Source organism: Amycolatopsis alba DSM 44262, assembly GCF_000384215.1.
Taxonomy (GTDB): Bacteria; Actinomycetota; Actinomycetes; order Mycobacteriales; family Pseudonocardiaceae; genus Amycolatopsis; species Amycolatopsis alba.
This window is the reverse complement of the sequence record NZ_KB913032.1, coordinates 1,806,866-1,829,821: the sequence shown is the minus strand read 5'-3', so window position 1 is coordinate 1,829,821 and position 22,956 is coordinate 1,806,866. Positions and strand designations below refer to the sequence as shown.

Genomic DNA, 22,956 nt, shown 5'->3' with positions numbered 1-22,956 from the left:
ACACGGCTTAGCATGGCGGGACTGGGTACGCGCCCTGTACGGGGCTGGATCGACAGGAACGCGTGATGACCGAGGTGGCTGCGGAACCCGGCGATCACCGGGCGCGCTCTGCGAGTACAGCCGTCTGGCCGGTGCGGTTGGGGAGAGCCGCCGGGCGCTGGGCTTCCCAGTTGCCGCCGGTGGTGCGGGGTTCGCTGCTGCCGGCGCTTCTCCTGCTCAACGTCGTGACCACCCGGCCGCCGCGAGAACTGCCGGCAGCCGTGATCTTCACCGTCGTCCTCATGCTGCCCTTGGTGTGGCGGCACCGGGCCCCGCGGACGGTGTTCGCCGCCGTGGCGGCCGCGGCTTCGGTGCAGTGGCTGCTGGACGTCCAGCTATCGGCGGACATCGCCTTGCTGGTGGCCTTCTACACGGTGGCCGTGCACTCGGAGCTGCGCGGCACCCTGGTCGCCGGGGCCGTCCTGGAGGCAGGGGGCGTGCTGGCCTGCCTGCGCTGGGCCACCGACGGCGCGTTCCTCACCCCGTTCGTCGCGGTCACCGCGATGATCGTCGCCGTCGGCGTCTTCGGTGTGCACGTGCGGGCCAACCGCGCCTACCTCGCGGCCGTCGAGGAACGGGCCGTGCGCTTGGAGCGGGAGCAGGACCAGCAGGCGCGGGTGGCCGTCGCCGAAGAGAGGACCCGGATCACACGGGAGATGCACGACATCGTCACCCACAACCTGTCCGTCATGGTCGCGCTCACCGACGCCGCCGTCTACGCGCAGCATCGGTCGCCCGGCAAGGCCACCACCGCGATGCTCCAGGTCTCCGAGACGGGCAGGCAGGCCTTGACCGACATGCGGCGTTCCCTGGGCGTCCTGCGCGCCGGCGAACCGGACGCGCTGCGCCACCCGCTGCCGGGGATCGCCCAGCTGACGACCCTCGGCGACCAGATGAGCGCCGCCGGGCTGCCGACCCGTGTCGAAGTCCACGGTGGCCACACCCACGTACCCGCGACCGCGCAACTGACCGTCTACCGGCTGGTCCAGGAAGCCTTGACCAACAGCCTCAAGCACACCCCCGCCGGCACTCACGCGAAGGTCCGGATCGAGTGCTCCCACGAGGCCGTCACCGTGGACGTCACCGACAGCGGCCCCCGACCGCCGTCCCCGGACTTCGCCCGGTCCGGCCACGGCGTCGCCGGTATGCGAGAGCGCTCGGCCGCCTACGGGGGGACGTTGCGGGCCGGGCCGCTCCCTGGCGGCGGCTGGAGTGTTCACACCCGGCTGTTCCTCGCCGGCAGCGGGGTGGCGTCCGCATGACGATCCGCATTCTGATCGCCGACGACGAAGCGCTGCTCCGCTTGGCCTTCAGCACGGTTCTGGAAGCCCAGCCCGACATGGCATCGGTGGGAGAAGCCGAAGACGGCGCTCAGGCCATCCGCCTCGCCGGGGAACTGCGCCCCGACGTCGTCCTCATGGACGTCCGGATGCCAGGGACCGACGGGATCGAGGCGACCCGGCAGGTCGTCCGGAGCTGCCCGCGGACACGGGTGCTGATCCTCACCACCTTCGATCTGGACGAGTACGCCTTCGCCGGGCTCAAGGCCGGGGCCTCGGGGTTCCTGCTGAAGAACACCAGGCCCGAGGAACTGCTCACCGCGATCCGCCATGTGGCCATGGGCGACGCGGTGGTCTCCCCGCGGATCACCCGCCGTCTGCTGGAGAAGTTCCACCCGCACATCCCTGACGGCACTACCGAACGCGACGAGCGGTTGAGCAGGCTCAGCGCCCGTGAGCACGAGGTGCTCCTCAAGGTGGGCGCCGGCCTGTCCAACTCGGAGATCGCGGCCACCCTGTACCTCGCGGAGGCGACCGTGAAGTCGCACCTGGGGCGGATCCTGCAGAAACTCGAGCTCCGCGACCGGATCCAGGCCGTGATCTTCGCTTATGAGAGTCGCCTCATCCACCCGGCGTGAGGACATTCAACGCTGGAACAGCAGAGAAGGACTACGCCTCGGCAGCCTGAAACCACCCGACTCCGGTGACAACCGCACCGGAGCTGGCCGGACACTGCTGGATAGAGTTTCCCGAGGTCCTGCCGGAGCGTCTCGAACCGCGGAACGTCTCAACGCCCAGGCCGCACTCGGTGCCCGCGCAACGGCGAGACCGATGATCGCCGAGTCTGCGTACAGTATGTTCAGAATATGGTGAATATAGCTGGGGTGCTCCGAAAGGACGGCTACGAGCTGCGGTACGGCGACCTCGCGGGGGAGCGGCGACCCGTCGTCTTCACCCATGGCGCCGGGATGGATCACCGGATGTTCGACGAGCAGGCGCGTGCCCTGCACGAAGCGGGCCATCGGGTGGTCACCTGGGATCAGCCAGGGCACGGGGAATCGAGTCTCTCGCCGGGCACTCGGTTCAGCGCGGCCCTCGCACTCGACGCCCTGATCTCCCTCCTCGGCCACCTCGGGCTCGACCGTCCGATCCTGATCGGACACTCGCTCGGCGGGAATCTCGCCCAGGCGCTCGTCCGCCGTTTCCCTGGACGTGCGTCGGGCCTGATCGTCGTGGACTCCACTTGGAATGCGGGGCCGCTGACCGCGGCAGAACGGCTTCTGCTGAAACTCGCGGCACCGTCTCTGGCGCTCATCCCCGCCGCGCGGCTCCCTGGCCTCATGGCCCGCGCCTCGGCGGTGACCCCGGAAGGGATCGCCGAGTGTGAGGCGACGTTCGCGCGGATGCCCAAACGTGTCTTTCTCGACGTCTGGCGTGCCACCGTTTCGTTCGTCGGCCCGGAGCCGGGGTACCGCTCGGCTGTACCGCTCGGCCTCATCCGGGGTGAAGAGGACCGCACAGGCAACATCGCGACCGCGATGCCACGCTGGGCGCGGGCCGAAGGGGTGACCGAACACGTCATCCCCGGCGCCGGACACGTCGTCAGCTGGGACGCCGGGGAGGCGACCACCGAGGCCATCGGGAACATCATCGAGGGGTTCGGCCCGTAACGGTGCCACTGGGTCGAACGGACCACAGTGCCCGTGGGCGCGTCGGATACTTTCGGGGAAAGCCTTCGGCGGGAAAGGTATTCGATGGGGGAGAGTCCCAAGGACCGGGCGGTGCGGGTGCTCGGACCGCGAGCCGCCAAGCGGGTGACGGTCTTCCGCGACGGTACGTCCTATGTGGAGGCCGGAGCCGGGCGGCAGTTCGTGGCCTGGCTGGTCGATTTCGCCGTGTTCGTACTCGGTGTGGTGACCGGTGTCCTTGTCCTGGCGGGAGTGGATCGCACGGCGAACCTCGACGGTGGGCTGATCGCCCTCGCCATGTTGGCGATCCTGTTCGCGGTGCCGATGCTGTATGGCGTTTGCTACGGGAACGGTCGCGCGCTCGGCGCGGTTCTCGCCGGTACCAGGCTCGTCCGGATCTCGGGGGGTGGCCGGATCGGCAAGAAGGCGCCTTGGGCGATGCTGATCAGGACGGTGCTGATGCCCGCGCTCCTCGCCGCCATGCACACCTGGGGCGGCGGGGCGCCGGGCGGCTCACTGGCCAGGGTCAGTGTGGACATCGGCGCCACCGGCCGGCTTCGTGCGGCGGATGTCACCCGGTGACGCGAGGCAAGCGAGCATGGTGGCTGCTCGCCTTGATAACGGGCGTTTCGCTGCCTGTTTCAGGGTGTTCGACAGGCGTCGCCGCCAAATGTAAGAAAGCGTTCGCTGCGGCGGCGATGTCGGTCGACGGGGTGGCCTCCGCGACGTGGGACTGCAGTGAGCAGTTCGGCGGCGGCTGGCAGCGCGGTGACGTGGTGGTCGAGGCGGCGGACAAGGCTGCGGCGATCGTGGTGATGGAAGCGGTCGTCAGGGCTTTCGCCGCGTCGCCGGATATCGAAGGTCGTTGGTCGACTCCGCAGGAGTGCAAGACTCGCGACCGGTCGATCATCGTCAGCGCGGGTGATCTGGGGTTCAGGGCGGTGCCCACGGTCAAGGAAGTGCGCGAGCGCTACGGCATCACGCCAGGGTGAGCACTACGCCGCGGTCCGGGGATCCGCGATCCGGTCGGCGAGGTCCCGTGCGTCGGCGTTGGCCCGGCGCACATGCGCCTGCGTCCACAACGGGCGCAGCCGGTCCGTGAGGCGGGAGGACTTCAAGCTTCCCGCATCGGTGAGCACCGCGTCGGCCACCTCCGCCGAACGATCGGCGTCTCCGTCGACGAGGTGGCTCGTGGCCAGCATCGTCAGGCAGAACGCCTTGCTGCGCGCCATCCCGCACGGATAGGAATCGACGACGCCGGTCAGTTCGCTGATGGCCGCGCCGGCGTGGCCGGGATCCGAGGTGGTGGCGAGTTCGTTGTGGACCGTCCCGGCCATCGCCGCGAGATCGGTCTCGCCGAAGAACGCCGCATACGGCGGAACGTCGGTCAGGTCGGCTTCGTCGAACGCCGCGCGCGCCCGGCCCAGCCACCGGAGCGCGGCCCGGCTGTCCCCGAGCTGCGCGTACGCCCAGGCCGTGTTCGCGCGCAGCACGCTCAGCATCAGCGACGAGCCGCCGGACACGGCCGCGTGCTCGCCGCGCCGGAAAGCGCCTAGTGCCTGCCGGGATCGGCCGTGGTGCAGGAAAACCCGCCCCTTGCGATAGCAGATGTTCGAGACCAGCACGGCGTCTTCGCCCGCGTCCGCCAGCCGCAGCGCTTCGTCGAACGCGGCGTGCGCGAGGTCGGCGCGGCCTGCGTCGAACGCGGTCCACCCCGCCAGATTCGCCAGATCCGCCACCGCGAGGCACAAGCGACGCCGCACCGAATCGCTGCAGCCCCGGACGAGCAAGCGCGAGGCTCGTGTCTGATAGGCAGCTACGGCGGCCAAGCAGCGGCCGCCGCCGTAGCGGTAGTCCAGCGCGCGGAAATTCCTTGTCCGCGCCTCGATCTTCCGCACGTCATCGGGTTCGACAAACATGGCGCTCACCTCGGGATTCGAGCGGTCGCTCCACCATCCCGCACGCCGAGTCCCTGCTTCGAGGGCCGAAAGTCCCATCAGACCGGTGAAAAAACACCAATCCCGAGCTTCAGGCGCCCGAGATCTGCCTGATCCAGTCGCGGTAGCGGGTCGCGGCGCGGCTGTTCCTGTCCGAGGCGACCGTCAACGCACCTGTCCCGGATGCCGGCCAAGCTCGGCCTCAGGGATCGGGTGCAGGCCACGATTTACGCGTACGAACACGCGCTCGGCCGTCCACGGCGGTAGTCAGGGGCCGTTGTGGATGAGCGACGCCCACAGATCCGGGCGGTCGGGATGTTCGGCACGCAGCTGGAGGGTGGCCCGCCGGACAGCGTGGGCGGCGGAATCCGCGGACGGTGTTCCGTCCAGATGCCGGTAGATCTCGCGGGCGGTGGTGGCCGCGACGTCGTCGGCGATCGGCCACAGGGTGGCGATGACGTGGCGGAAACCGGCCAGCTGGAACGCCGACGCCAGGTGCAGTGACTCGTCGGCCTGGGTGATGCCGGGGTTCGCGGTCGAGCAGGCGGACAGGTACGCCAGCTCGGCGTCGGCCAGCCGCAGACGGCTGATCTCCGAAAGCGTCAGGATCCCGTCGTACAGCCGGATTCCGCTGCGTGAGGGAACGAGCAGATCGGCGTCGGCGTGGCAGGCGAAATGGGCCCAGGTGGATCCGCGCAGGGCGGTGAGCACGGCGTCGGCCGTGGCGTTCTCGTCGATCAGCAGCGGCAAGCCGGGATGGGCGCCGTGGAGGTGCTCCGCTTCGCTGACGGTGGCAGGCAGCGGAGCCGCGCCCTGGGCGTCTCGGACGGCGACGGTCAGTTGCCTGCGTTCGGTCGACGGCGGGCGGGACCGGGCGTGGGACAACGTGCGCAGGGTCGCCGTGTAGGAGGAGACCACGGCGTCCAGCGCGCCCGGTTCGCCGGGATGCCCGGCCGCGTGCCACGGGAACAGGCCGAGCAGGTCGGTCGGCATCCACCACACCCGGTCCGTGTCGGGCAGGGCGGCCAGGATCGGGGCGACGGCGACGTCCCACAGCCAGCCGACGATGTCCGGGACGACCCGCCGCTGGTGCAGGACGGCGGCGAACCCGGTTCGCTGGTTGACGTCGATGAGGTGCTGGACCCGCTGGTGGAGTTCGTCGCCGCCGAGGCCGGGCAGGCGGACGTGGATCGGGTCGCCGGTGGCCGTGACGATGATCGCCTCACCCTGGCGGAGATCGGTGTTGACCAGCACCACCGCCCCGTCGGCCGCCGCCGTCCGCAGTTCGGGGAACGCCGGCGCCGCGACGGGACCGGCGCTGACACCGAGTTCGGCGGCCAGCAGGATGCCCCGGCCGCGTTCAGCCGCCTCGACGGCGCCCGCCGGATCGTCGACGGCGCAGTGCGCGGCGATGCTTTCCCGCACCAGCCCCGTGTACTGGCCTATCCGGTATTCGCGGTCGCGCCAGTTCGCGCCGGACGGCGGGAGCGACGGCAACAGCGCGGCGGCCGAGTCCAGCAGTGCCGCGGCACGGAGGTGGTCGCCGAGCACCGTCGCCACCCTGCCCGCCACGTGATACGAGCGCACTTGCTGCGTCGTCGACGCCGTGGCGGCCGATGCGACGATCACGTCGATGAGGGGGCCGAGGCGGTCCTCGTCCACGGGGCGGCCGGTGGTGGTGGCGAACTGGTGGTGCGCCTGGCCCAGGTTCGCGGCCACCAAGGCCAGGTCCGGATGGCCGGACGGCAGGCATGCCAGCGCCTGCTCCTGGAACTCGATACCGCGCCGGATGTCCGCCGCGTCGGCGGAATGCCGGTGCCGGAGCTGGTGGACGGTGTTGAGATCGGACAGACAGCGATGGCGCGTCGGATGATCGGCGGGCAGCGTGTCCAGCGCGAGCTGGGCGAGTTCGATCGCCCGGTTCAGCTGGGTGATGTCGCCGTGGTGCTTGAACTGTTCCCGGTACGCGGCGGACACCGTCCGGACGGTGACGATCCGGGTCGGATCGTCGGCGGGGATGGCGGCCAGCGCCCGCTCACCCAGTTCGATGGCGCGCGCCCGGTCCGCGGACGCCTCGGTGTGCTCCGCCCGGCTCCGGTAAGCGACGCAGAGATTGGACAGGGACGTGATGCGGGTCGGATGACCGTCGGGCAGCAGCGCGAGTGCTTCCTCGTCCACGTCGATGGCCTGCTGGAGATCCGAAAGCAGGCCGGTGTGCTCGTAGAGCCGTTGCAGCGCCGGGCTGAGATTGCCGAGCGCGCTCGCCCGATCCGGTGAACCGGCCGGACTCGCCGACACCGCCAGCCTGCCGTAGCCGACCGCGCGCCGTAGCTGGTCCAGGTCCTGCGTCGCCTCGTAAAGGTGGCGACAGGCAAGGTTGAGCATGGACGCCGGAATGGACCGGCGCGCGTCGTCGCCGGGCAGCGACGCCAGCGCCCGCTCACCCGACTCCACGGCCCGGCGCAGATCGGCGACCTCGCCGAGCCGCTGGTACCGCTCGCGATACAGCACGCACAGGTCGGTCAGCGGCTTGAACAGGTCCGGTTCCGCCGCGAGTGCCCGCTCCTCGAACTCGATCGCGTGCCGCAGGTCGGCGACGTCGCCCAACCGTTCGTACCGGCGGAAATGGATCGCGCCGACCCTCGCCAGGCAGCTCGCGTGCTCCGGGTCTCCGGCGGGTGTACTGGCCAAAGCCTGCTCGGCGTAGCCGATCGCGGCGGCCAGGTCGCCGAGGTCGCCGGTCCTGATCGACCGCTCGCAACAGGTGTCGGCGAGATTCGCCAGACAGGCCAAGCGCTGGGGATCGCCGTCGGGACACGAGTTCGCCGCCGTCGTGGTCAGTTCGATCGAGCGGTTCAGATCCGGTAACGCGTCGGTCCGCCCGAACCGGGAGCGATAGGCCACGCCGAGATTCGACAGGATTCCCGCGATTTCCGGGTGATCCGTGGCGAGAACGCGGATCGCGTGCTCGCCCGTTTCGATGGCCCGCTCCAGATCGTCGACGCGGCGGGTGCGCCGGTAACGCCATTGGTAGCCCACGATGAGCAGCGCGATCCGGCTGCCGGCGCGGGGATCCCCGGCGACCGCCGCCGACAGCAGCATGATCCCGGAGTCGAGCAGATGCGGATCGGGGGAGCGCGAACCGGTGAGCAGCAGGTCGCGCCCGATCTCGGCCTGGGTGTTCGTGTCGGCCAGCGGGCCGATGAGCGCTCGCACGGGCTCGGGCAGTGCGGCCGGTTGATCCGCCACACGGGTGAGAAAGGTGAGCGCCTTGGCCAGCTCCGCGTACTTGGCGTCCGTGTCCAGCACGGAGCAGCGGAAGAAATACAACCACCCGAGCACCTGGCACGCCGAGGCCGCTTGGTCATCCGTGCCGGACAAAGCCATCGGTGCCAAGGCTTCCGCGTCGGCCGTGATCGCCTTCGTGAACACCATTTCCGGCTTGCCCGATCCCGTGAATTCGGCCAGCCGGGCGGACAATCGATTCAGCGCCTCATAATGTGCCACCAGTCGATACGGTAACAGGACAGAGAGCGGGGGAGAACCGGATGGACGACACGGAACGGCAAGTGGTGGCACGGTTCTGTCTCGGTCTCCCGGATTTTCGCGCCGAGGTCGCGCGGCTCGACGAGACCAAACACGGGCAGCTGGCCCGGATAGAACGGGCCGCGGTCGAGGGCAGGCCGATCTCCGGACTGCTCGACCGGTACTTCGGCATCGACCCGGCCACCGGGAACCGTTCGCTGCACGGCGGACTGCCCGGCGCGGGCACCGGCCGGGCACACGAGGAACTGTTCGGCTGCCCGCACGGCCATTGTTCACGCGAGGAACGGCCGGTCCCCGCCGGGCCGGTTCCCCGCTGTCAGCTGACGGACTCCGCGATGAAGCGCCTTCGATGAGCGACTTCTTCAAGGAACTGGCGAAAACCCTCGCGCAACGCTGGGTCGGCCTCCTGCTGGTCCCCGGCGCGTTGTTCGTCGTCGGCGCCTTCGCCGGGGTCCGGCTGGGGCACGCTCACGCGCTGGACCTCTCGGCGGCGTCGAACGTGTTCACGACGGCGGCGACGTCCATCGCCGGCCGGGCGGGCACCGTGCAGGCGGTCGTGTTCGTGGTGGCCCTGCTCGCGTCGGCCGGTGTCGGCCTGGTGGTGCAAGCCATGGCTGGGGTCACCCGCGCACTGTGGCTCGGCCAGTGGCCGGGAGCGATCCTGACGGCCCGGCGGGTCCGGAAATGGGAACGGCGCCTGCGACGGCGGCTGGACCTGGAGGCCGCGGAACCGGCGGCGACCCGGAGCGCCGCGCAGCAGGACAAGATCGACCGGGCCACCGCACGGATGAACGCGGTCGCGATGGCGCGTCCGGGCAGGCCGACCTGGATGGGCGACCGGATCCACGCGGTGGAAGCGATCGCGGCCGAACGCTACGGCCTGGATCTTCCCTTCGCGTGGCCCCGTTTCTGGCTCACCATGCCGGAGACCGCGCGGGCCGAGATCACCGCCGCGAACGGGGCGTTCGCGGCGGCGGTCACGGTCTCCAGCTGGGCCTGGCCGACGCTGCTGCTCGGAGCGTTTTGGTGGCCCGCCATCGTGGTGGCGCTGGTGATCGGCACGACGGGCTGGGTACGCGGCCGGTCCGCGATCACCGACCTGACCGCACTGGCCGAGTCCGCGCTCGACCTGTACGGCTGCGCGCTGGCGGACGCGGTCGGTGTCGAGACCCGGCGCGCGGCCGGGCCGGTGGAGGTCGACGAGGGCGCCCAGGTGACCGCGATCTTCCGCAAGGGCCGCTGAGCTGCGCTGACGTTGGTGGCAGGCTTCGATGAGCGGATACGACTCGCGATGCCGCCGCTCCTGTTCGAGGGCGGCGATCGCTGTCGACCGATGACCGAGTCGGGGAAATCGCCTGCCACTGGGGCATGACCCATCCCGGCGGATTCGCCGGTGCGTACCGATCGCGGTTCAGTGGGCTTCCGTCGGCGACCGCCGCCCGGCGCTAGCGGAATTGACGAGACGAATTGTCACGACGTGAAAAGAATTGCCGGACGAATGCCTTGGTCGCAATGGGGTAATGCTCACGAGTTATAGGTCGGCGCGGACCGTACCTGGTAATTGCGGCGCACGCTGGTGCCCTTGCTGAGGTCGGCGCCGTACACGTGCAGGGTGACGGCGACGGTGTCGCCCGCGTTGTGCACCTGGTGGATGTCGTCGGGGGGCGCGACGCCGCTGACCGAGCCGGCGGGCCGTCGCCGCTGGGCCGTCCGGACCAGCCGGTCGCCTTCGATGTCGAAGATGGTCTCCGTCTCGGTTCCTTGGAGGACAAGGAATGTGCACCACACCAGATGGTCGTGGATCTCGGTGCGCTGACCGGGCCGCCAGACCAGCGCGGTGATCGAGAAGTTCGCTTCGGCGTGCAGCGTGGTGCGGGTGTACCCGCTCGCGGACCCCTCCAGTTCCTTCTCGCCGAGCAGCTCCGTTGTCGGCCGGAGCTCGGTGAGAACGGAGGCGACGGCCTGTGCGGTGACAAGGGGTTCGTTCGCTCTCCCGGTGCACTTCCGGAGCCGTTCTATCAGCTCCGCGAGGCCGGGTCTGACATTCGTGGAAGCGACGCTCATCGCTTTTCTCCTTCCGGTCACTTCCCATCGTGGTCGGCTGTTCGACCGGCGTCCAATGCCGACGTTCTCACGTTTTCATAGGTAGTCTTTATGTATGCTGAATCTGGTCCAGCTCTCGGTGCTGGCGGCTGTCGCCAGGCACGGTTCGATGACCGCGGCGGCGAAGGAACTGCATTACACCCAACCGGCGGTGAGCCACCATCTTTCGCGGTTGGAAGCCGCCACCGGCGCGAAATTGATCCAGCGGATCGGCCGCGGTATCCGGCTCACCCCGGAAGGGAAACTGCTCGCCGCCCGCGCGGCCGAGATCGTCGGCCGGGTCGAAGGCGCCGAGGTCGAACTGGCCGCGCAGGTGGGGCTGCGGGCCGGGCGGGTCCGGCTGGCCGGGTTCCAGTCGATCCTGAGCACCATCGTTCCCGGCGCGGCCGCCGCGCTGGCCCGCGCCCATCCGGGGATCGAGCTGGGGCTGATCGACGAACACCCCGGCGAGGCGCTGCGCATGCTGCGGGAAGGGCGGATCGACGTCGCCCTGATCTTCCGGTACGCCGACACACCTCGCGAGGAACAGGGACTACGGCTGGTCCATCTCCTCGAAGACCCGATCTACCTGCTCTCCAGCGAACCGGGGCAGACCATCGCCGACCACCGTGACTCCACCTGGATCGGCGGCTGCGGCCGTTGCCAGGACGAGCTCGTCACGATCTGCGCGCGCGCCGGGTTCTCGCCGCGGATTTCCCTGGTCAGCGACGACATCGTCGTCATGCAGGCGCTGGTCGCCGCGCGGATGGGGGTGACCACGCTGCCCCGGCTGGCGTTGCGCGCCCACCGGCTGCCGGGTATCCACGCCACCGAACTGGCCGGGGATCCTCGCCAGATCTACGCCGTCACGTACGGCGATCCGCCGGACCCGCCCGCCGCCGCGGCGCTCATCCACGCGCTTCAGGCCAGTATCCGAACGGGTTGATCCGCAAGACCCGCTCGACGGAATCCCCGATGGCCAGCAGTTTCCGGTCTTCGCCGACCACGCCGTCGAGCGCGAGCCCGGCGGGCAGGCCCTTCCCTCCCCGGCCCATCGGGACCGTCAGGCCGGGGACACCCGCGATGCTGCCGGGCTGGCAGTTGCGGATGAAGGTCGGGAACGTCGCGACCACACGCCCGTTGTGCACGAAACTCTCGACGTCCGTGAAGTCCCGCGCCGTCGCCGGTGTGGTGGGAAAGGCGAGTGCGTCGATGCCGCCCTCACGGAAGAGCCTCGCGTAGGTGTCGCGCAGGGCCGAACGGGTGGCGAGGGCCGCCTCGTAGACGGCCGGATCGACACCCGGTAGGACCGAGCCGGTGAAGATCGCCAGGACGTCGGGCGCGGCGACCTCGCGGACGAGCTGCTCGAACGAGACGCCGGGCACGTATTCCTCGAGGTAGGCACGAAGCCCGATGCCCGCTTCGTGGATCACCAGCGGCATTCCCTGATCGGCGCTGAGTCCGGCGAGCGTGGTGTCGTCGACGGGCACCAGGGTGACGCCCTCCGCGCGCAGCCGGGTCAGCGCGACGGCCCACAGTTCTCCGACTTCGTCGTCCAGGTCGCCGGTCAAGAAGCCGCTCGGCAAGCCCAGCCGGATCGCCGACGGCGCGATCCTCGGCAGGGTTTCCGGTTTCTCGGCCGCGAGGACGGAGTCGAGGAGCGCGAGATCGTCGACCGTGCGGGCGATCGGCCCGGCGGTGTCCCGTGTGCTGCTCAACGGGGTGATGCCGTCGGACGGGTAGCGGCCCGTGGTGGGCCGGAAGCCGCAAACCCCGTTGAGCGCGGCGGGGACGCGCAGCGATCCTCCGGTATCGGTGCCGAGGCCCGCCGGGACGATGTGCGCCGCGACGGCGACCGCGGTCCCGCCGCTGCTGCCCCCGGCGAAGCGGAACGGGTCGCAGGCGTTGCGCACCGGCCCGGCCGGTGTCGTGTCGCAGGTGATGCCGAACGCGAGTTCGTGCATGGTCGCCTTGCCGATGACGACGGCGCCCGCGTCGATCAGCCGCCGGACCACACTCGCGTGCTCGCGCGGAACGTGGTCCGCCAGCGCCGGGGTGCCCGCGGTGCTCGGCATGCCCGCGACGTGGATGTTGTCCTTGACGACCACCGGAACCCCTGCCAGCGGGCCTTCCCGCGGCGGCGAGGAGCCTTCCGGCGCGAGGTAGCCGATGGCGTGCAGATCCTGAACTTCTTCAGCCAGCGAGCGGCTTCGCGCCACGCTCCAAGGTCCTCTCACGGCCGCCAGCCTAGCGTGACAAGGACCACAGTTATCGATAAGGACAATCATTTTCATTAAGCTGCGGCCGGTTCCTGTCCACCAGAAAGGTGACCGTTCATGAACTCCGGCCCCGCGCTGCACATCCTCACGCGCTCGGATCTGCACCACCTCGAGCTCACCCCGCACGAGGCGATCACCATGGTCGAAGACGGCTACCTGGCCTACGCGGCCGGAACGTCGCGCAACCCCGCGAAACTGATGGTGCCGATGCCGGACCCCGCGCGGGACGCCGTCGCGTACTCGATGCTCGGCTACGACGGCTCGCTCGAACAGGCCGCGTTCAAGACGAGCTACCGGCAGGGCAGTACGTCGGCCGAGAAGTACTACACGACGATCACCCTCTACGACGACACCACCGGCCTGCCGTTCGCGCTCATGGACTGCCATCGCGTCGGCGCCACCCGCACGCCCGCCAGCACCGCGCTGATCGCGCGCTCCTGCGCCCGGCCGGGCGCGCGGTCCGCGCTCATGGTCGGCACCGGGGCGCAAGGGATCCGGACGCTGCCGTACCTGCTCACCGCGGTGCCGGACCTCGCACGGCTGCGGCTGTTCGGCACGCATCCCGACGGCCTGCGTGACAGCGTCGCCGCACTGAAGGAGCGGTTCCCGGAGCGCGAGGTCGAACTCGTCGACGACGTGGAGGCCGCGGCGCGTGAGTCGGACATCGTGGTCGCCGCCTCCGGCCGGGCCGCGCATCCGAAGATCCGCCTCGGCTGGCTGCCGCCGGGCGGGCTGCTGATCTCGGTCGCCAGCAAGGGAGTCCAGGAAGGGACGCTCGCCGAAGCCGACTACACCGTGGCCACCAGCGGCGCGCAGGTCGAGGTGACCGGGCGGCGGATGGCGGGGCCGGACGGCGTCTTCCGCGTCGACGCCGAACTTCCCGAGATCCTCGCCGGCCGCGCGCCAGGGCGGCGTAGCGACGAAGACCGGGTGTTCGCGTTCAGCAGCGGCATGATCATCACCGACATCCCGGTGGCGCACGCGCTGGCCGCCCGCGCCATCGCGGCTGGCCGCGGCCGCGAGGTGGCCCTGTGGACCTGATCGACACCCTGTCCCCGCCGTTGCCCGCGCTCGAACGTCCCTGGGCGCGCCGGTTGCGCGACTCGGAGACGCTGTGGGAGATCGCCCGCGGTGTCGGCGGCGGCCCGTTCCACGTGATCCATCCGGCCACGTTCGCCGGAAACCTCGGGGAACTGGTCGCGGCGCTCGCCGCCGAACGCGTCGAGGGCACCGTCTACTACGGGAAGAAGGCGAACAAAGCGGCGGCCTGGCTGCGGGAATGCACCCGGCCCGGTACGGGGGTCGACGTCGCGAGCGTGCCCGAACTCGTGCACGCCCTCGGCAACGGCGTGCGAGGCGAGGCGATCGGGGTGACCGGCGCCGCCAAACCGGACGGTCTCCTCTGGCTCGCCCTGCGGCATCGCTGTCTCATCGCGGTGGACGCGGCCGACGAACTGGAACGCGTCGCGCGACTGGCCACCGAACTGGGCGAGACGGCCGAAGTGCTGCTGCGGGTGCGACCGCCGTCCGCGCCCGACAGCCGCTTCGGGTTCGCCCCCGACGCCTTGAAGGCGGCGGTGCGGGGGTGCGCCGAACCGGTCGTCCTGCGTGGTTTCTCGTTCCACCTCGACGGTTACGACCCCGTGCCGCGGGCCGAACTCGCCGCGTCGCTGATCGAACTGTGCCGCGACGCCCGCACGCTGGGGCATCCGGCGTCGAAGATCAGTATCGGCGGCGGGATCGCGGTGTCCTATGTGGACGCCGAGAGCTGGGCGCGGTTCGAGTCCGGCAGGCACGACGGCTGGTTCCACGCCCGGCGCAACCCGGCCACGACCTACCCGTACCACCAGGCGCCGACCGGCGCGGCGATGGTCACCGCCGTCCTGCGGCACGAGATCGACGGCAAGCCGCTCGCGCAACGCCTGCGCGACAACAGGATCGAACTGCTGCTGGAACCGGGCCGGGCCCTCGTCGACGGCGCCGGGTTCACGGTTTTCCCGGTACTGGGCTGCAAACCCGCCGAAGACCACCTGATCACCACGGTCGCGGGCCTGTCCATGAGCCTGTCCGAGCAGTGGAAGGGCAGCGAGTTCCTGCCCGATCCGGTCCTCGTGCGCCGGGACGGTCCTGGCGGCACGCCGGTGCGCACGATCGTCGCGGGTTCGAGCTGCATGGAATACGACGTGCTCACCTGGCGCGCGGTGGAGCTGCCCGCGCGGCCGCGGATCGGTGACCTGCTCGTGTACCCCAACACCGCCGGCTACCAGATGGACAAGAACGAGAGCGGATTCCATCAGCTTCCCCTGCCGCCGAAGGTGGTGGCCGACGGCGACCGCTGGCACGTCGACACCGACCACCCGATCCAGGAGATCCGATGACGATCGTCCAGCGCGCGTCCGACCTGATCGGGAACACGCCGCTGCTGGAGCTCGCGCGCACCGGTACCGGGACGCGGCTCCTGCTCAAACTCGACCACCTCAACCCGACCGGCTCGTGCAAGGTGCGCATGGCGAGGCAGATGATCGACGAGGCGGAACTCGAGGGCAGGCTGCGGCCCGGCGGGCACATCGTCGAGCCCACGTCCGGCAACACCGGGAACGGGCTCGCGCTCGTCGCGCTGGAACGCGGCTACCGGTTCACCGCCGTGGTCGACCATCACGCCGCTCGCGAAAAGCTCGGGATGCTGCGCGCGCTGGGCGCGGAACTGGTGTTCGTCGAGTGCCCGCCGGACGGTGGGGTCAGCTCGGTCCAGCGGCGGCGGGTCGCGGCCCGGATCGCCGCCGAAACCGGCGCGTACCACCCCGACCAGCACAACCATCCCGGCAACGGCAACGGATATGCCGGGCTGGCGCGGGAACTGGTGCGGCAGCTCGGCCACGTCGACGTGCTCGTGGCGGCGATCGGCACCGGCGGCTCGCTGTGCGGTACGGCCCGCGCCCTGCGCGCGGCGGGAGCGGGCACCCACGCGGTGGCCGTCGAACCCGTCGGTTCGATCATCTTCGGTGGCGCGCCGGGGATCTACCACCAGACCGGGGCGGGCAGTCCCGCCGGATTCCCGGTCGGAGACAACGTGGACCGGTCGCTGATCGGCGAGGCGCACCGGGTGTCCGACAGCGACGCCTTCGCCGGTGCCCGTGTCGTCGCCCGGCGCACCGGCGTGCTGGTCGGCGGGACCACCGGCGGCGCGATCCACGTCGCGCTCCGGCGGCTCTACGCGTATCCGGCCGGAAGCGCCGTCGTGGTGCTGTGCAACGACGCCGGGGAGAAGTACCTCGACTCGGTCTACGACGACGAATGGCTGCGTGCCAGGGGAGTGCTCGACGAGCTCGCCCACCGGCGCGTGGATCGCTGGTTCACCACCTACGCCGAATCCGTGCGCGTGGCCATGCGTGACAAGGCGTTCCCGGTGGCGGTGGGCGCGTGAGCACGATGGTGGGGACACGCGGATACCGGGCGCTCGTCGCGCTGGCCGCGCCGATCGCGGGCATCCAGCTGGCACAGGTGGCGCTCACCAGCGTCGACCTGGCCATGCTCGGGCTCCTCGGGGTGACCGCGGTGGCGGCCGGCGGCCTGGCGATCCTGCTCTACAACCAGATCCGCACCATGTGCGTCGGCATGGTCACCGGCGTCGGGAACCTCGTCGCCACGGCGGCCGGGGCGAGTGAGCTCCGCACCGGCACGGACGGGCTCGACGAGCGCGCGCGGGACGAGATCCGGTCACTCCTGCGGTCGGCGCTGCTCGTCGCGACCCTGACCGCCGCGATCGGCGCCGCTGTCCTTTGTGGACTCGCGGCGGCGCTGCCTTTGCTCGGCCAGAAGCCGGAAATCGTCTCGCTCGCCAGGGCGATGATGTTCACGCTGGCCGGCGGGCTGTTCCCGATGGTGTGGCTGAACGTGCTGCGGCAGTTCGCCGTCGGGCTGCGCCGTCCGGGTTCCCTGCTGGCCGTGACGTGCGTTTCGATCGCGGTCAACGCCGCGCTCAACGCGGCCTTCATCTACGGCTGGGCCGGCCTGCCCGAACTCGGTGTCGCCGGTATCGGCCTGGCGACGACGCTGGTCCAGTTCTTCACTCTCGCCGTGTTCGCCTCGGCCGTCCGCCGGGATCCGTCGCTGCGCCCCATGGTGTCGCTCGCGCTCTGGCGCGCGGATCCGGCGGTGGTCCGGCACATCGTCCGGCACGGGACCCCGATCTGTTTCACCTACGGTTCGGAAGCGGCGATCACGTCGATCGCGACGGTGCTGATGGGTGCCTTCGGACCCGCGATGCTCGCCGCGTCGAACGTCGCGAACCAGCTCGCCTACATCGTCTACCAGGCCAATATCGGGCTGTCCCAAGGATCGTCCATTTTGGTCAGTCGCGCGGTCTCCCGCGGAGAAGAGCGGCAGGCTCCGGTGATCGCCCGTCAGGCGCTCACGCTCTCCTGGTCGGCCATGGCGGTGGTGAGCCTGGGATACCTCGTGGTGCCGCAGATCCTGGTGTGGCCGTTCCTGCACGACGAGGCCGACGCGGTGGTGCTCGGCACCGCGTCGACCCTGTTGCTGTTCGCGATCGCGCAGCAATACGGCAAGGGAACGCAGAACATCCTCATCGGTCTGCTGCGCGGGCTCGGCGACACCGTTTCCGGACTGCGCTGCACCCTCGTCGGGTACTGGGCGGTCGGTGTGCCCGCCATGGTGCTGTGCGCGTATGTGTTCGCCTGGGGCGGCTGGGGTGTCTGGGCCGGTCTGTGCCTCGGTTTCACGGCGACCGCGGCCCTGCTCGGACGGCGGTTCGCGGGCTACGTGACCGGTGCGGCGCGGTAACGGTCGATCCGGTCGAGCAGTCCGCGATCGGCCGTGCGTCCGCGCAGCAGTCTCGCCAGTGGTGCCAGACGATCCTTGGTCCGGGTGGAACCGAGGCCGTGCGCCAGGTCCACGGCCTCGGTCCCGGTGCGGACGGCCTCGTCGAAATCGCACTGGAGCGCGTGATTCTGCGCGAGCATGATCAGGGTGAGCGCCAGGCTGCGGGACATTTCCACGCCGTAGCGGCCGGTGGCGTCGCGAAGCTGGGCGATCGCTTCGTCGCTGTGCCGGGGTGTGACCGTCTGGGCCAGCTCGGTCAGGACGGTACCGCGCATCGCGGCCATGTCCGTGGCGCCGAAGAAAGCTTCCCAAGGGCGTGCGGTCGCCCAAGTGTCCGCTTTCTCGAACTGGTCCTCCGCCCGCCCGAGGGCCGCGAGGGCGGCACGCTCGTCCCCGGTCATGGCGAGTGCCCACGACTCGTTGACCGTCAGGATCGCCTGCGCCCGCCGGGAACCGGACCGGCGGGCGGCCGCCTGCCCCCGGCGGAGGTGACCCAGCCCGCCATCGACGTCGTGATGGTGCAGGGCCAGCCTGGCCAGGCGGTAACGGATGTTGGCAACGAGACTGTCGTTCCCGGCTTCGGCGGCGAGATCGAGCGCGCGGTCGAACCGGATCCGCGCCGGTATCCGGCGGCCGATGTCGAATTCCGTCCAGCCGAGCAGATTGTGCAGATCGGCGAGCACGGTCAGCAACCGTGACCGGAGCGCGCCGGGAACCGTGCCCCAATGGAGCAGGAGGCTGACCGTTTTCACGACGTGCACCGCGTCCCGGCTGAAAGCGCCGCCCTGCCGGTAATCCAGCGCGCGCAGGACGCCGACCGCGTTTTCGAGACATTCGACATCGGTGGTCCCGACGCGGTTCGGAGGCTTGCCGTTTCCGGTCTTCGTCATGAATCCACTCCGCGAGTCATGGCCCCGAAAGGGGTTTACCCGGAAGTGATCTTTTCCAAACGTCCGGCAGGTGAGGGTGGGCGTATCGAGCGGGGTGAAGGGGCCTTTCCACACGGTCGGTGCCGCAGGCCCGGTGTCGCGCAGAGTCACTGAAACGCGCACAGGCACGCTACTTTTCGCCTCAAGAGAACGAGAATCGCCACTCGCGACCACCCTGACCGGGGGAATCCGCCGCACGTCATTTGACCGAGTCCAGACACGCTCCTATCGTTTTCGGTGATGTCCGACTTCGAGGCACAGCTGCGGGCCGTCTCGTTGCGCGTGACCCGGCCTCGGCTGGCCGTGCTCGCGGCGCTGCGAGATCACCCGCATGTCGACACCGAAACGGTGATAGCGCTGGTGCGGGCCGGACTTCCCACGGTCTCGCACCAGGCGGTCTACGACGTGCTGCGGGCGCTCACCGAAACCGGTCTGGTCCGGCGTATCCAGCCAGCCGGCGCGCTCGCCCGCTACGAGACCCGTGTGGGGGACAACCACCACCATGTCGTATGCCGTTCCTGTGGCGCGATCGCGGACGTCGACTGCGCTGTCGGCCACGCCCCCTGTCTCGCCGCCTCCGGCGACCACGGTTTCGTGATCGACGAGGCGGAGGTCGTCTACTGGGGTGTCTGCCCCGGCTGCGCGGCCGAACCCATCCAGCGATGATTCGCCTGCCCGGAAGGAAGAAAATGAGTGACACCCCGGAGAAGGGCTGCCCGGTGGCCCCGGACTCCGTGACCGCGCACGGAAGTGAGAGCGAGAACCCGGCGATCGATTCGCCGAAACCCAAATCGGGCGGGCGCCCGCGCACGAACAAGGACTGGTGGCCCAACCAGCTCGACCTGTCGGTGCTGCACGCCCACTCGTCGAAGGCCAATCCGCTCGGCGTGGGCTTCAGCTACGCCGAGGAGTTCGCCAAGCTCGACGTCGAAGGCCTCAAACGGGACATCGTCGACGTGCTCACCACCTCGCAGGACTGGTGGCCCGCCGACTTCGGCCACTACGGCGGCCTGATGATCCGGATGAGCTGGCACGCCGCGGGCACGTACCGCATCCACGACGGCCGCGGCGGGGCCGGTGACGGCGGGCAGCGGTTCGCCCCGCTCAACAGCTGGCCGGACAACGCCAACCTCGACAAGGCGCGGCGGCTGCTGTGGCCGGTCAAGGAGAAGTACGGCCAGCGGATCTCGTGGGCCGACCTGCTCGTGCTCGCGGGCAATGTCGCGCTGGAGTCGATGGGTTTCGAGACGTTCGGTTTCGGCTTCGGCCGGGTGGATACCTGGGAGCCCGAGGAGATCTTCTGGGGTCCGGAAGACACCTGGCTGGGTGAAGAGCGCTACGCCAGTGAATCCGAGATGGTGCCGGACGTCGGCGCGACGGAGATGGGCCTCATCTACGTCAACCCCGAGGGGCCCCGCGGCAACGCGGATCCGGCCGCGGCGGCTCGCTTCATCCGGGAGACCTTCGCCCGGATGGCGATGAACGACGAGGAGACCGTCGCGCTCATCGCGGGCGGCCACACCTTCGGCAAGACCCACGGCGCGGGCAACGCCGACGACCACGTGGGCCCGGAACCCGAAGGTGCCCCGATCGAGGCGCAGGGCCTCGGCTGGCTCAGCGACTTCGAGAGCGGCAAGGGCGGGGACGCGATCACCAGCGGTCTCGAGGTGACGTGGACCGACGTGCCGACGCAGTGGAGCAACCGGTTCTTCGAGATCCTCTTCGGCTACGAGTGGGAGCTCACCACGAGCCCCGGCGGCGCCAAGCAGTACGTCGCGAAGGACGCCGAAGCGATCATCCCGGACGCCCACGACCCGGCCAGGAAGCACAAGCCGACCATGCTCACGACGGATCTGGCGCTGCGCGTCGATCCGGCGTACGAGCGGATCTCACGCCGTTTCCTGGAGCACCCGGACGAGTTCGCACTGGCGTTCGCCAAGGCCTGGTACAAACTGCTGCACCGCGACATGGGCCCGGTCAGCCGCTTCCTGGGACCGTGGGTCCCGGAACCGCAGCTATGGCAGGACCCGGTGCCGGACGTCGACCACGACCTCGTTGGCGACGCCGACATCGCCGCGCTCAAGGCGAAGGTGCTCGAATCGGGTCTCACGGTCGCCCAGCTGGCAGGCACCGCGTGGGCGGCCGCGGCGAGCTTCCGGTCCACCGACAAACGCGGCGGTGCCAACGGCGCCCGGATCCGCCTGGCACCCCAGCGTGACTGGGCGGTCAACGAGCCCGAGCGGCTCGCGGGTGTACTGGAGACCCTGGAAGGCGTCCGGCGCGCCTTCAACGACGCCGGTGGCGCCAAGATCTCGCTGGCCGACCTGATCGTGCTGGCGGGCTCGGCGGCCGTCGAGAAGGCGGCGCGCGACGCGGGCACCGAGGTGACCGTGCCGTTCCACCCCGGTCGCACCGACGCCGCGCCGGAGGACACCGACGTCGAGTCGTTCTCGCTTCTCGAACCGCGCGCCGACGGGTTCCGCAACTACCTGCGTCCCGGCGAGAAGCTGCAGCCGGAGGTCCTGCTCGTCGAGCGTGCCTACATGCTCGGCCTGACCGCGCCCGAGATGACCGTGCTCACCGGCGGTCTGCGTTCCCTCGGGATCAACCACGGCGAGACCCGGCACGGGGTCCTCACCGACCGGCCCGGCGTGCTGACCAACGACTTCTTCACCAACCTGCTCTCGCCGGGCACCCGGTGGAAGGTGTCGGAGGCCGAGGAGAACGTCTACGAGATCCGCGACGTGGCCACGGACAAGGTGAAGTGGACCGCCACCGCGGTCGACCTCGTCTTCGGCTCCAACTCGCAGCTGCGGGCGCTTTCCGAGGTCTACGCGGGCCAGAGCGCCCGCGAGCGGTTCGCCGCGGACTTCGCCTCCGCCTGGACGAAGGTCATGGAGCTCGACCGGTTCGACCTCGGCTGACCGCAGTACGTGAAGGCCCCACCGTTGCCGGTGGGGCCTTCTGTCGTTGTTCAAGACCGGATGTGAGTCGTAGTGGCACTAGCCGACCAATTGCTCAATATCTTCGACCCGCCGGGTAAGCCGAGCCGAGTTGATGCCCGCCGAGGTACTCCGCGCTTTCTCGATGACGTCACGTGCGGCGTCCAGCTCGCCCGCGCGGGCTAAGGACTCTGCCAGCCAGGTTCGGTAGAGGGCGACTTCACGGGCATGTTCGGAATCGTAGGCGTCGATGGCGTGGGAGAGCAGTGGTGCCGCTCTGTCGGGTTGGCCGATTTCGATGAAGCATCGACCGGCCATGACGTCGATTTCGTCCCGGTTCAGCCAGTACACCCACTCCGGTTCACCAATTCCGGCAGAGCGGCTTTCGTAGGCGTCGTCCACGGCATCCATCGCCCGGAGAGCGGACTCGGCGTCCCTGGACCGGGCGCTTGCCCACGCCACGCGCTCCAGCAGGAGAGCCTTGGCGATCGGAGGCGCGTCGTGTGCGCCCTTCACCGCGCTCTTCGCGAGAAGCGCAGCGTCAGCGGGGTTGCCGACGTTCGCCATCTGATAGGAAAGCGTCGACAGAAGCTGCCCGGCGAGTGTCCGGTCTCCGGCGTCGCGCGCGGCCGAGACACCATCGAGGTAGACATGCCGGGCTTCGAGGAAATAGCCTGCGTCGCTCGCGACCCAGCCGACGAGCTGTGACAACTCGCCGACGGCCACCAGCAGGCGACGGCCGACCGCTTCGGAGTAGTCGGCGCACTTCACCACTGCCGAGGTCTCAGCGAGTTCTCGGCGCACTAGCGGGATGAGATCCCCGCCGCCGACAGTGTCATCGAGTCGGCGGAGGTCGTTGACTCTCTGCTCCAGTTCGGTCGCGAAGCTCTGGCCGACCCGGCGGCCCGCTGATCTGTGAACTCGGGCTGGACCGTCGGCAACAAGCCACTCGTGAGCGACCCGAAGCGGGTCTTGCGGCTGCCCGTACAGCGATTCAGCCGAGACGTTCAACGCGCGTGAGTAGGTGATGACGTGCTCGCGCTTCACGGCACGTGCTCCGGTCTCCAGGTGGCCGAGTTGTGCCTTGCTCCAGTGCGTCTTGGCCGCCATTGCGGCAAGGCTCATTCCCGCAGCTTCGCGAGCTGCCCGCAACCGGCTTCCCAGGTCGCTCATGTGCCTCATCGCCTTGTAGACGCTCGTAGACGGTCGGTCTATTCCCATGACGCCGGGTAACGACCAGGCTACCTGATGAACAGGGTCATGCTAAGGAGCCGCAGCGAACGGGAGCCCGCGACGAGCGAGCCTTTCGCGGAAACTTGGACAGCCGATCGCTCCGGACGAGTTCGCCGCCGCGCAAAGCCGAAGGCACCTGACGAGCCATTCCACCCGATG

19 protein-coding genes and 1 pseudogene are annotated in these 22,956 nt (G+C 69.8%); 14 read left to right on the top strand and 6 right to left on the bottom strand.

All coding sequences use genetic code 11. The annotated features are described in order from the left end of the window. The first annotated feature begins 65 nt into the window (after positions 1-65). The 5 genes from AMYAL_RS0108385 to AMYAL_RS45765 all read left to right on the top strand — a co-directional run bounded on the left by AMYAL_RS0108385 (position 66) and on the right by AMYAL_RS45765 (position 3,999). Complete coding sequence (locus tag AMYAL_RS0108385) at positions 66-1,301, top strand: sensor histidine kinase (RefSeq protein WP_026466860.1); 1,236 nt, start codon at positions 66-68, stop codon at positions 1,299-1,301. Further along, positions 1,298-1,957 carry a response regulator transcription factor gene (locus tag AMYAL_RS0108380; protein ID WP_020630856.1) on the top strand — a complete coding sequence of 220 codons (660 nt, stop codon included), beginning with the start codon at positions 1,298-1,300 and terminating at the stop codon, positions 1,955-1,957. Before AMYAL_RS0108385 ends, AMYAL_RS0108380 begins: the two co-directional genes overlap by 4 nt. Before the next feature lie 228 nt (positions 1,958-2,185). After that, positions 2,186-2,989: an alpha/beta fold hydrolase gene (locus tag AMYAL_RS0108375; RefSeq protein WP_039793880.1), complete on the top strand. Its 804-nt coding sequence runs from the start codon at positions 2,186-2,188 to the stop codon at positions 2,987-2,989. Between the two features lie 84 nt (positions 2,990-3,073). After that, positions 3,074-3,589 carry a hypothetical protein gene (locus AMYAL_RS0108370; RefSeq protein ID WP_020630854.1) on the top strand — a complete coding sequence of 172 codons (516 nt, stop codon included), beginning with the start codon at positions 3,074-3,076 and terminating at the stop codon, positions 3,587-3,589. After that, positions 3,586-3,999, top strand: coding sequence for a hypothetical protein (locus AMYAL_RS45765; RefSeq protein WP_039793879.1), 414 nt, complete (start codon positions 3,586-3,588; stop codon positions 3,997-3,999). The genes AMYAL_RS0108370 and AMYAL_RS45765 overlap by 4 nt, the downstream gene beginning before the upstream one ends. A gap of 3 nt (positions 4,000-4,002) precedes the next feature. On the opposite strand, the pseudogene AMYAL_RS45760 reads toward AMYAL_RS45765, so the two are convergent. Together AMYAL_RS45760 and AMYAL_RS0108350 are read right to left on the bottom strand one after the other, a co-directional pair. Further along, positions 4,003-5,031: pseudogene (locus AMYAL_RS45760) on the bottom strand (NsdA family TPR-like regulatory protein); the annotation flags it as partial. A 180-nt stretch (positions 5,032-5,211) separates the two neighbouring features. Next, positions 5,212-8,451, bottom strand: a complete 3,240-nt coding sequence (locus tag AMYAL_RS0108350; protein WP_143267677.1) for a CHAT domain-containing protein — start codon at positions 8,449-8,451, stop codon at positions 5,212-5,214. A gap of 41 nt (positions 8,452-8,492) precedes the next feature. Here AMYAL_RS0108350 and AMYAL_RS0108345 point away from each other — a divergent pair, with 41 nt between their 5' ends. Continuing rightward, on the top strand, positions 8,493-8,843 hold the full coding sequence (locus AMYAL_RS0108345; RefSeq protein WP_020630850.1) for a hypothetical protein: 351 nt from the start codon (positions 8,493-8,495) through the stop codon (positions 8,841-8,843). After that, positions 8,840-9,733: a hypothetical protein gene (locus AMYAL_RS0108340; protein WP_020630849.1), complete on the top strand. Its 894-nt coding sequence runs from the start codon at positions 8,840-8,842 to the stop codon at positions 9,731-9,733. Before AMYAL_RS0108345 ends, AMYAL_RS0108340 begins: the two co-directional genes overlap by 4 nt. 281 nt (positions 9,734-10,014) lie before the next feature. Here the strand turns inward: AMYAL_RS0108340 and AMYAL_RS0108335 are convergent, their stop codons facing one another. After that, the gene (locus AMYAL_RS0108335; RefSeq protein WP_020630848.1) at positions 10,015-10,554 is read right to left on the bottom strand and encodes a cysteine dioxygenase family protein; all 540 of its coding nucleotides are present in this window, start codon (positions 10,552-10,554) and stop codon (positions 10,015-10,017) included. Positions 10,555-10,648: 94 nt separating this feature from the next. Here AMYAL_RS0108335 and AMYAL_RS0108330 point away from each other — a divergent pair, with 94 nt between their 5' ends. Next, complete coding sequence (locus tag AMYAL_RS0108330) at positions 10,649-11,518, top strand: LysR family transcriptional regulator (RefSeq protein ID WP_020630847.1); 870 nt, start codon at positions 10,649-10,651, stop codon at positions 11,516-11,518. Here the strand turns inward: AMYAL_RS0108330 and AMYAL_RS45755 are convergent. Next, positions 11,481-12,791, bottom strand: coding sequence for an amidase family protein (locus AMYAL_RS45755; RefSeq protein ID WP_020630846.1), 1,311 nt, complete (start codon positions 12,789-12,791; stop codon positions 11,481-11,483). The genes AMYAL_RS0108330 and AMYAL_RS45755 overlap by 38 nt on opposite strands. 117 nt (positions 12,792-12,908) lie before the next feature. On the opposite strand from AMYAL_RS45755, the gene AMYAL_RS0108320 reads away from it, so the two are divergent. The 4 genes from AMYAL_RS0108320 to AMYAL_RS0108305 are packed head-to-tail and all read left to right on the top strand — an operon-like array spanning position 12,909 to position 17,654. After that, positions 12,909-13,892, top strand: coding sequence for an ornithine cyclodeaminase (locus AMYAL_RS0108320; RefSeq protein WP_020630845.1), 984 nt, complete (start codon positions 12,909-12,911; stop codon positions 13,890-13,892). Beyond that, a complete protein-coding gene (locus AMYAL_RS0108315) occupies positions 13,883-15,229 on the top strand; it encodes a type III PLP-dependent enzyme domain-containing protein (protein WP_020630844.1) in 1,347 nt (448 codons plus the stop codon). Before AMYAL_RS0108320 ends, AMYAL_RS0108315 begins: the two co-directional genes overlap by 10 nt. Continuing rightward, positions 15,226-16,275, top strand: coding sequence for a cysteine synthase family protein (locus tag AMYAL_RS0108310; RefSeq protein WP_020630843.1), 1,050 nt, complete (start codon positions 15,226-15,228; stop codon positions 16,273-16,275). Before AMYAL_RS0108315 ends, AMYAL_RS0108310 begins: the two co-directional genes overlap by 4 nt. A 5-nt stretch (positions 16,276-16,280) precedes the next feature. Then, on the top strand, positions 16,281-17,654 hold the full coding sequence (locus AMYAL_RS0108305) for an MATE family efflux transporter (RefSeq protein ID WP_245193379.1): 1,374 nt from the start codon (positions 16,281-16,283) through the stop codon (positions 17,652-17,654). On the opposite strand, the gene AMYAL_RS0108300 is transcribed toward AMYAL_RS0108305, so the two are convergent. Continuing rightward, positions 17,630-18,697, bottom strand: coding sequence for an NsdA family TPR-like regulatory protein (locus AMYAL_RS0108300; protein ID WP_483413473.1), 1,068 nt, complete (start codon positions 18,695-18,697; stop codon positions 17,630-17,632). The genes AMYAL_RS0108305 and AMYAL_RS0108300 overlap by 25 nt on opposite strands. 165 nt (positions 18,698-18,862) lie before the next feature. On the opposite strand from AMYAL_RS0108300, the gene AMYAL_RS0108295 reads away from it, so the two are divergent. Together AMYAL_RS0108295 and katG are read left to right on the top strand one after the other, a co-directional pair. Further along, a complete protein-coding gene (locus tag AMYAL_RS0108295) occupies positions 18,863-19,288 on the top strand; it encodes a Fur family transcriptional regulator (protein ID WP_020630840.1) in 426 nt (141 codons plus the stop codon). A 23-nt stretch (positions 19,289-19,311) separates the two neighbouring features. Beyond that, complete coding sequence (gene katG, locus AMYAL_RS0108290) at positions 19,312-21,546, top strand: catalase/peroxidase HPI (protein ID WP_020630839.1); 2,235 nt, start codon at positions 19,312-19,314, stop codon at positions 21,544-21,546. Positions 21,547-21,624: 78 nt separating this feature from the next. Here the strand turns inward: katG and AMYAL_RS0108285 are convergent, their stop codons facing one another. Further along, entirely contained in the window at positions 21,625-22,785 is a 1,161-nt protein-coding gene (locus AMYAL_RS0108285) for a helix-turn-helix domain-containing protein (RefSeq protein WP_143267676.1), read from the bottom strand. Between the last annotated feature and the right edge of the window lie 171 nt (positions 22,786-22,956).

Coding starts and splice junctions, on each gene's coding strand:
- AMYAL_RS0108385 (WP_026466860.1), top strand. CDS start 66: ATGACCGAGGTGGCTGCGGAACCCGGCGATCACCGGGCGCGCTCTGCG.
- AMYAL_RS0108380 (WP_020630856.1), top strand. CDS start 1,298: ATGACGATCCGCATTCTGATCGCCGACGACGAAGCGCTGCTCCGCTTG.
- AMYAL_RS0108375 (WP_039793880.1), top strand. CDS start 2,186: ATGGTGAATATAGCTGGGGTGCTCCGAAAGGACGGCTACGAGCTGCGG.
- AMYAL_RS0108370 (WP_020630854.1), top strand. CDS start 3,074: ATGGGGGAGAGTCCCAAGGACCGGGCGGTGCGGGTGCTCGGACCGCGA.
- AMYAL_RS0108345 (WP_020630850.1), top strand. CDS start 8,493: ATGGACGACACGGAACGGCAAGTGGTGGCACGGTTCTGTCTCGGTCTC.
- AMYAL_RS0108340 (WP_020630849.1), top strand. CDS start 8,840: ATGAGCGACTTCTTCAAGGAACTGGCGAAAACCCTCGCGCAACGCTGG.
- AMYAL_RS0108335 (WP_020630848.1), bottom strand. CDS start 10,554: ATGAGCGTCGCTTCCACGAATGTCAGACCCGGCCTCGCGGAGCTGATA.
- AMYAL_RS0108330 (WP_020630847.1), top strand. CDS start 10,649: ATGCTGAATCTGGTCCAGCTCTCGGTGCTGGCGGCTGTCGCCAGGCAC.
- AMYAL_RS0108320 (WP_020630845.1), top strand. CDS start 12,909: ATGAACTCCGGCCCCGCGCTGCACATCCTCACGCGCTCGGATCTGCAC.
- AMYAL_RS0108310 (WP_020630843.1), top strand. CDS start 15,226: ATGACGATCGTCCAGCGCGCGTCCGACCTGATCGGGAACACGCCGCTG.
- AMYAL_RS0108305 (WP_245193379.1), top strand. CDS start 16,281: ATGGTGGGGACACGCGGATACCGGGCGCTCGTCGCGCTGGCCGCGCCG.
- AMYAL_RS0108295 (WP_020630840.1), top strand. CDS start 18,863: ATGTCCGACTTCGAGGCACAGCTGCGGGCCGTCTCGTTGCGCGTGACC.
- katG (WP_020630839.1), top strand. CDS start 19,312: ATGAGTGACACCCCGGAGAAGGGCTGCCCGGTGGCCCCGGACTCCGTG.
- AMYAL_RS0108285 (WP_143267676.1), bottom strand. CDS start 22,785: ATGGGAATAGACCGACCGTCTACGAGCGTCTACAAGGCGATGAGGCAC.